Below are 6666 nucleotides of genomic sequence, written 5' to 3' on the forward strand. Positions count from 1 at the left end.
TCTTCCAGGCTGGGCCCGTCGAGGCCAGAAACAGGCGACACGCTCTCGCGACCTACCACCGTGCCGAAACCCTCACCGGGATCATCCCCCACGTCGTTCACCTCTTACCCGAGTTGCCCGAGTTGCCAGAACGCTTGCTGCGTGTCTGCCGGACCGGCTGCTGCCGGACGACCTTGGCCTGCGGCGCGCTCGGCACCGGCTCCGGTTCGGGCTTGTTCTTGCCGAACTTCAGCAGCCCGCGCACCGGCCCCGCCCCCGTGTCACCGTTGGCGGTGCTGGCCCCACCGTTCTGCGTGGCCGGCTTCGCCGACCCGGTAGCCCTGCCGGAAGCGGCGCTCTTGCTGGAAGCACCGCTCTTGCCTGAGCCACCGCTCTTGCCCGTAGTAACGGCCTTGCCGTTGGCGCTGGCCTTGCCGTTGGCGCTGGCCTTGCCGGACGTGTTTCCGGAAATCGCAGGCGCCACAGACGCATCAACCGTAGCGCTACCGACGATCGGAAGGTTGCGGAACAGGACGTGCTGCTGCCCCAATGTCCACATGTTGGTGGTAACCCAGTAGATGACCAGGCCGAACTGCCAGTACAGACCGGACAGCGCGAAGAACGGCGCGATGTACATCATGTACTTCTGCATGTTCGCGGCCGGGTTGTCCGGGTCCACCGGGCCCTGCTGCATCATGCCGCGCTTCTGGCTCTGCCGCATCGTCAGGTAGGTGGTGGCGGCGCTGACCAGCACGAACGCCAAGATCACCAGACGAGACTCCAGCGTCTGATGTGGGAGCGGGAAGAGGAACTTATCCGCGAGCGACGCACCGAAAATGCGTGCATCCTTCGCGCTCTGCACGACCGGGATAGTCAAGCCGTACTTCGGAGTGGTCCCCGGCTGCCAGTCCGAGATGGCGCGCAGCACGTTGAACAGCGCCCAGAAGACAGGCAGCTGTGCCACCAGCGGCAGGCAGCCGCCAAGCGGGTTGATGCCGTTCTCCTTGTAGAACTTCATCGTCTCTTCGTTGAGCCGCTGCTTGTCGTTCTTATACCGCTTGCGGATCTCCTGCAGCTGCGGCATGTGCGCCTGCATCTTGCGCTGCGATCGCACCTGCTTGACGAAGAGCGGCACCATGACGAGCCGCATCAGCATCACGAGGATGACGATGGACAGGCCCCACGCCCAGCCGCTCGACGCGCCGAAGGGTACGGCGAGCCAGGCATGGATACGCATGATTACCCATGCCACCGCCTCGAACAGCGGGTTGAGAATGCTCACCTGACAACTCCTTGGGGCCTAGCCGGCACGGGATCGTATCCGCCGGGGTTGAACGGGTGGCAACGGGCAAGCCGCCGGACTGCCAGCCATAGTCCACGTGCCGCGCCGTGGGTGCGCAGCGCGTCCACGGCGTACTGACTGCAGGACGGTGCGAACCTGCATCGCGCGCCTAGCAACGGGCTGATGAAGCGCTGGTACCAGAGGATGGGAACGACGAGAACCCGTGCCGCTCGTGTCGGCACGGTCGCTTCCGCGGTATTCATGTCCGTCGCGCTCATTCTTGGCGCAGCACCCCAACCTGCCGCCGCAGCAGTCTTCCGGTAACCAGGTCAAGATCAGCGGCCAAATCCGCCTGGCGTGCGCTAGCGGCTGCCGGGTGGGCGCGCAGCACGAGCAGGCAACCCCTAGGAAGTGAGGCAAGACGCCCGCGCATCAGTTCCCGGAGCCGTCGCTTCACCCGGTTGCGAACCACCGCCGAGCCAACCGCACGGCTAACAACAAAGCCTACCTTTGCCGGATCACCGGAAGGTACCTCTCCCGAGGTGCCGACAGTGCCGTCAGGGCCGACTGGGAGCAGCAGATGAGCTGTAAGTACGGAGCCGCCCGCACGGCGGCCGGTCCGCAGCACGCGCCGGAAATCTTCGGCGCGTCTCATCCTCGACTGCTGCGGCAGCACGACACCTCCTGCGCAGCGAGGGCCGCACTTAGCAGCCAGCGCGACCTCGGCGGCCAGCCTGGTCAGGCGCTCAGCTGCTCGCGGCCCTTACGACGGCGCGCGGCAAGTACAGCACGGCCAGCACGGGTACGCATCCGCAGCCGGAAGCCATGAACTTTCGCCCGCCGACGGTTGTTCGGCTGGAACGTACGCTTGCTCACTAGAGCTCCACAAGTGCAATTCGTGATCTGTTACGGATTCAATGGGGTCAGCCTGTTAACGGTATGGGGGATACCGGCACAGGTCAAACTGGCGGCCGCGAACCGCGGTTCTGGCGGCTAGACCACTGTCCCGCTGCCCCCTGTCAGGTCTACCATCGTGGAACACTGCGGTTTCCCCCGCGCATCCCGCTCCGGCGGCTTAGGCTGTGGAAAATTAATGTCCGCACACGGGTCCCCGGCTCACCGGCGACCGCACGGGGGGCAAAACCGCAGTACGGCGGCTACAGCGCACGCAGCGTTCCAGGGGAACCCTCGTGTCCGGGACAGGCCCGGATACGCGCGGCACGATACGTGCACACTATGTGGACTGTCCTGTGGACAACGGGCGTGGTCACTGATCAGGCTTTGGCAACACGGCGAGGCGAGGGGAGCGCATCGGTGACTGACACAGATCTCACGGATGTGTGGGCACGATCTCTGGAGGGGCTCGCCGAGCTGCACGTCCAGCCCAGCCAGCTTGCCTGGCTGAAGCTAACCAGGCCGCTCGGGCTCGTCGAGAACACGGCGCTCATCGCGACACCCAACGCCTTCGTGAAGGAGCAACTGGAGACCCGGTTGCGCCCGCTCGTCACCCACGCGCTCTCCCGCGAGCTTGGCCGCCCGATTCAGCTCGCGGTCACCGTGGATCCGAGCCCAGGGGGGCCGCCTGAGCCGCCGCCAGCGCCGTTGAGCTCGCCGCTCTCGCCTGGCGCGCCCGCCCATCTGACCGAGCTGCCGCCGGACCAGGTCCAGCCGCCTCCGGGCATCTCACCGCTCGGCACACTGTCCGCCGATCGCGTCGAGCACGTCGACCACATTAACCACGCCGACTACAGCGGCCACGACCACCGCTTCGGCCACGCCAGCCAGACCGACGACCACGTTGGGCTGCAGGATCGCCAGGCGCTGCCCGAGCCGGGGCCGGCCAGCCACGCCATGCCGAACCACACCTCGCCGAACCAGGGCCAGGCCAACGGCCTGGCGAACCAGGTCGGCCTGGGAAACCGCACCCGCCCCGACCAGCCGCAGCCGAACCACCAGGACCAGGCGGCGCTCCGCCCCGCGGCCGCCCGGCTCAACTCGAAGTACACGTTCGAGACGTTCGTCATCGGCTCAAGCAACCGGTTCGCCCACGCGGCCGCGGTAGCGGTCGCGGAAGCCCCGGCCAAGGCGTACAACCCGCTGTTCGTCTATGGCGATTCTGGCCTGGGCAAGACCCACCTGCTGCACGCGATCGGGCACTACGCGCAGACCCTCTACCCGGGCCTCAAGGTCAGGTACGTGAGCTCCGAGGAGTTCACCAACGACTTCATCAACATGATCCGCGACGGCAAGCAGGACGGATTCCGCAGAAGGTACCGCGACGTTGACGTGCTGCTCGTCGACGACATCCAGTTCCTGGAAAACAAGGAAGGAACGCAGGAAGAGTTCTTCCACACCTTCAACACCCTGCACAACGCCAGCAAGCAGATCGTGATCTCGAGCGACCGGGCGCCCAAGCGCCTGGTCACGCTGGAGGACAGGCTGCGCAGCCGGTTCGAGTGGGGGCTGCTGACTGACGTTCAGCCGCCGGAACTGGAAACCCGCATCGCTATCCTGCGGAAGAAGGCGATCCAGGAAGGGCTGAACGCGCCCGCGGACGTGCTCGAGTACATCGCCAGCCGGATCTCCACGAACATCAGGGAACTCGAAGGCGCCCTGATCCGTGTCACCGCCTTCGCGAGCCTCAACAGGCAGGGCGTCGACCTCCAGCTGGCCGAGATCGTGCTCAAGGACCTCATTCCCGAGGCCCAGGGCCCGCAGATCAACGCCGCGACCATCATGGGCCAGACCGCCGCCTACTTCGGGCTGTCGATCGAGGACCTGTGCGGCACGAGCCGGTCCCGGGTGCTCGTCACGGCCCGACACATCGCCATGTACCTGTGCCGGGAGCTGACCGACATGTCGCTGCCCAAGATCGGCCAGCAGTTCGGCGGCAGAGACCACACCACCGTCATCAACGCGGACCGCAAGATCCGTTCCCTGATGGCCGAACGCCGATCCATCTACACCCAGGTGACCGAGCTCACCAACCGCATCAAGCAGCAAGCCAGGACGAGCTGACAACGAAACGCCGACGCCGAAACCGCACCGCATGATGAAACGCAACACACAGCCAATCCACAAGAGTTATCCAGTGCTGTGCACACAGCATGTGGAGAACTCTGTGGAAAGGCTAGGGACAACCAGGGGATACGAGGTGACTAACAGGGGAACGAGCGGAAAACGCTCACACAACCCCGGTGGCTATCCCCGCTTCCCGCACACGGGCTGTGCCCAAATAAACGGCCCCGGCCTGGGAAGACCCGGCTTTCCCCGGTATCCACAGCACCTATGACTATGACTTAGTTCTAACTAAAGAAAGCCAGAAAACAGTAGGTCGCCGACCCGCCTGGGGAAGCGGGATACGCCCTAGGCGACCGGCCCGCCATCGCCAGCCACATACCCGGCACCGGGCCGATTCCAAACACCAAACACCGCCGCAACAACATCAGCCGCCGACACCGGCAGGAGGCACATCCGTGAAGCTCCAGGTTGAGCGTGATCCGCTCGCAGAGGCCGTCGCATGGACCGCCCGCGCGCTCCCGGCGCGCCCCACGGCACCCGTGCTCGCCGGCATGCGCTTGCAGGCGGGCAGCGAACTAACCCTGTCCACCTTCGACTACGAGGTCTCCGCCCAGGCGACCATCCCGGTACAAGCCGACGAGCCCGGCACGGTGCTGGTCTCGGGCAGGCTGCTCGCCGAGATCGTGCGGAGCCTGCCCGCCAAGCCGGTCGACCTCGCCACCGACGGGTCCAGGACGACCGTCAAGTGCGGCAGCGCCACGTTCACCTTGATGCTGCTCCCTGCCGATGAGTACCCGACGCTGCCTGACATGCCGGAGACCACGGGAACCGTCGGCGCGGACGCGTTCTCAAGCGCCATCAGTCAGGTGGCCATCGCCGCGGGCAGGGACGACACGCTCCCCGCGCTGACCGGCATCCGGGTGGAAATCAAGGACGACACGCTGACCCTCGTCGCCACCGACAGGTACCGGCTCGCGGTTCGCGAACTGCGCTGGACGCCGCGTATCCCGGGGCTCGACACCACCCTGCTCGTGCCCGCCCGGGTGCTCGGCGACACTGCCCGCGCGCTGACCAGCGGCGCCGAGGTGTCCGTCGCGCTGGCCACCAGCGAGGGAAACAGCAACGACGGCATCATCGGGTTCGAGGGCGCCGGGCGGCGCACCACCACCAGGCTGCTGTCCGGTGAGTACCCGCGGTACCAGACGCTGCTGCCCAGCGAGTTCTCCGCGGTCGCCGAGCTGCCCGCAGCCCCGTTCGCCGACGCGGTCAAGCGCGTCGCCCTGGTCGCCGAGCGGAACACTCCCGTCCGTCTCACCTTCACCTCCGGCCAGGTGCTGCTCGAGGCCGGCACCGGCGACGAGGCGCAGGCGAGCGAGTCGATCGAGGCGTCCTTCGACGGCGACGACATGCAGATCGCGTTCAACCCGCAGTACCTGCTCGACGGGATCGGCGCGATCGACTCCGACATGGTGCGCGTGTCGTTCACCACGCCGACCAGGCCAGCGGTGATCACCGGCAAGGGCGAGGCGCAGCCCGACTACCGGTATGTCCTGATGCCTATCCGTTCGGCGGGATAATTGAAGGCGTGCACCTAACCCGCCTGGCGCTGACGGACTTCCGCTCGTACCCGAGCACTGACGTCACGCTCGGGCCGGGTGTGACGATCTTCAGCGGCCCGAACGGCGAGGGCAAGACCAACCTCGTCGAGGCGGTGGGTTATGTCGCGACGCTGGCCAGCCACCGGGTGGCGCACGACGCCCCGCTGATCAGGCAGGGCGCCGAGCACGCGATCATCCGAGCCAGCGTGCACGACGCCACCAGGGACGCCCTAGTCGAGATCGAGCTGAACCCGGGCCGGGCCAACCGGGTCCGGCTGAACCGCGCCCCGCTGACCAGGCCGCGGGACATCCTCGGCGTGCTCCGCACGGTGCTGTTCGCCCCCGAGGACCTCGCACTCGTCAAGGGCGACCCTGGTGAACGGCGCCGATTCCTTGACGACCTGCTCGTCGCGATGGCGCCCAGGTACGCCGCGGTCCGCGCCGACTACGACCGGGTGCTCAGGCAGCGCACCGCGCTGCTCAAGTCCGCGGGCCCGAAGGGTGGTCCCAAGGGCAACAGGCAGTCCCGCGAAGCGGTCATGAGCACTCTGGACGTCTGGGACGCTCACCTGGCCAGGGCCGGCGCGGAACTGCTGGTCGCGCGCGAGCACCTGGTCGCCGCCGTCCGGCCCCACGTGGAGCGCGCCTACACCGCGGTGGCGGGCGACGGCGGCCCCGCCTCGATTGAGTACCGCCGCTCGTTCGAGCCGCCCCAGGAAACCGCAAGCGAAGGCGCCAGCCACGGGGAGCGTGTCAAGGCCGCCGAGGACGCCCTCCGCGCGGCGC

General features: G+C 67.0%; 7 protein-coding genes. 3 read left to right on the forward strand and 4 right to left on the reverse strand.

All coding sequences use genetic code 11. The features are described from left to right. Positions 1 to 97 precede the first annotated feature (97 nt). The 4 genes from yidC to rpmH all read right to left on the reverse strand — a co-directional run bounded on the left by yidC (position 98) and on the right by rpmH (position 2137). The gene (gene yidC, locus WA805_RS01175) at positions 98 to 1261 is read right to left on the reverse strand and encodes a membrane protein insertase YidC (RefSeq protein ID WP_425241444.1); all 1164 of its coding nucleotides are present in this window, start codon (positions 1259 to 1261) and stop codon (positions 98 to 100) included. Beyond that, the gene (yidD, locus tag WA805_RS01180) at positions 1258 to 1524 is read right to left on the reverse strand and encodes a membrane protein insertion efficiency factor YidD (RefSeq protein WP_422272546.1); all 267 of its coding nucleotides are present in this window, start codon (positions 1522 to 1524) and stop codon (positions 1258 to 1260) included. Before yidD ends, yidC begins: the two co-directional genes overlap by 4 nt. Before the next feature lie 11 nt (positions 1525 to 1535). Continuing rightward, the gene (gene rnpA / locus WA805_RS01185; protein WP_422288961.1) at positions 1536 to 1937 is read right to left on the reverse strand and encodes a ribonuclease P protein component; all 402 of its coding nucleotides are present in this window, start codon (positions 1935 to 1937) and stop codon (positions 1536 to 1538) included. Between the two features lie 62 nt (positions 1938 to 1999). Further along, positions 2000 to 2137, reverse strand: a complete 138-nt coding sequence (gene rpmH / locus WA805_RS01190) for a 50S ribosomal protein L34 (RefSeq protein WP_422272551.1) — start codon at positions 2135 to 2137, stop codon at positions 2000 to 2002. Between the two features lie 438 nt (positions 2138 to 2575). Here rpmH and dnaA point away from each other — a divergent pair, with 438 nt between their 5' ends. The 3 genes from dnaA to recF all read left to right on the forward strand — a co-directional run. Beyond that, on the forward strand, positions 2576 to 4279 hold the full coding sequence (gene dnaA, locus WA805_RS01195) for a chromosomal replication initiator protein DnaA (protein WP_422272553.1): 1704 nt from the start codon (positions 2576 to 2578) through the stop codon (positions 4277 to 4279). A gap of 458 nt (positions 4280 to 4737) precedes the next feature. After that, complete coding sequence (gene dnaN / locus WA805_RS01200) at positions 4738 to 5859, forward strand: DNA polymerase III subunit beta (protein ID WP_422272555.1); 1122 nt, start codon at positions 4738 to 4740, stop codon at positions 5857 to 5859. Between the two features lie 8 nt (positions 5860 to 5867). Further along, on the forward strand, positions 5868 to 6666 hold a 799-nt coding region (gene recF / locus WA805_RS01205), incomplete at its 3' end, for a DNA replication/repair protein RecF (protein WP_425241445.1).

The sequence above is a fragment of the Trebonia sp. genome (assembly GCF_049794275.1).
Classification (GTDB): domain Bacteria; phylum Actinomycetota; class Actinomycetes; order Streptosporangiales; family Streptosporangiaceae; genus Trebonia.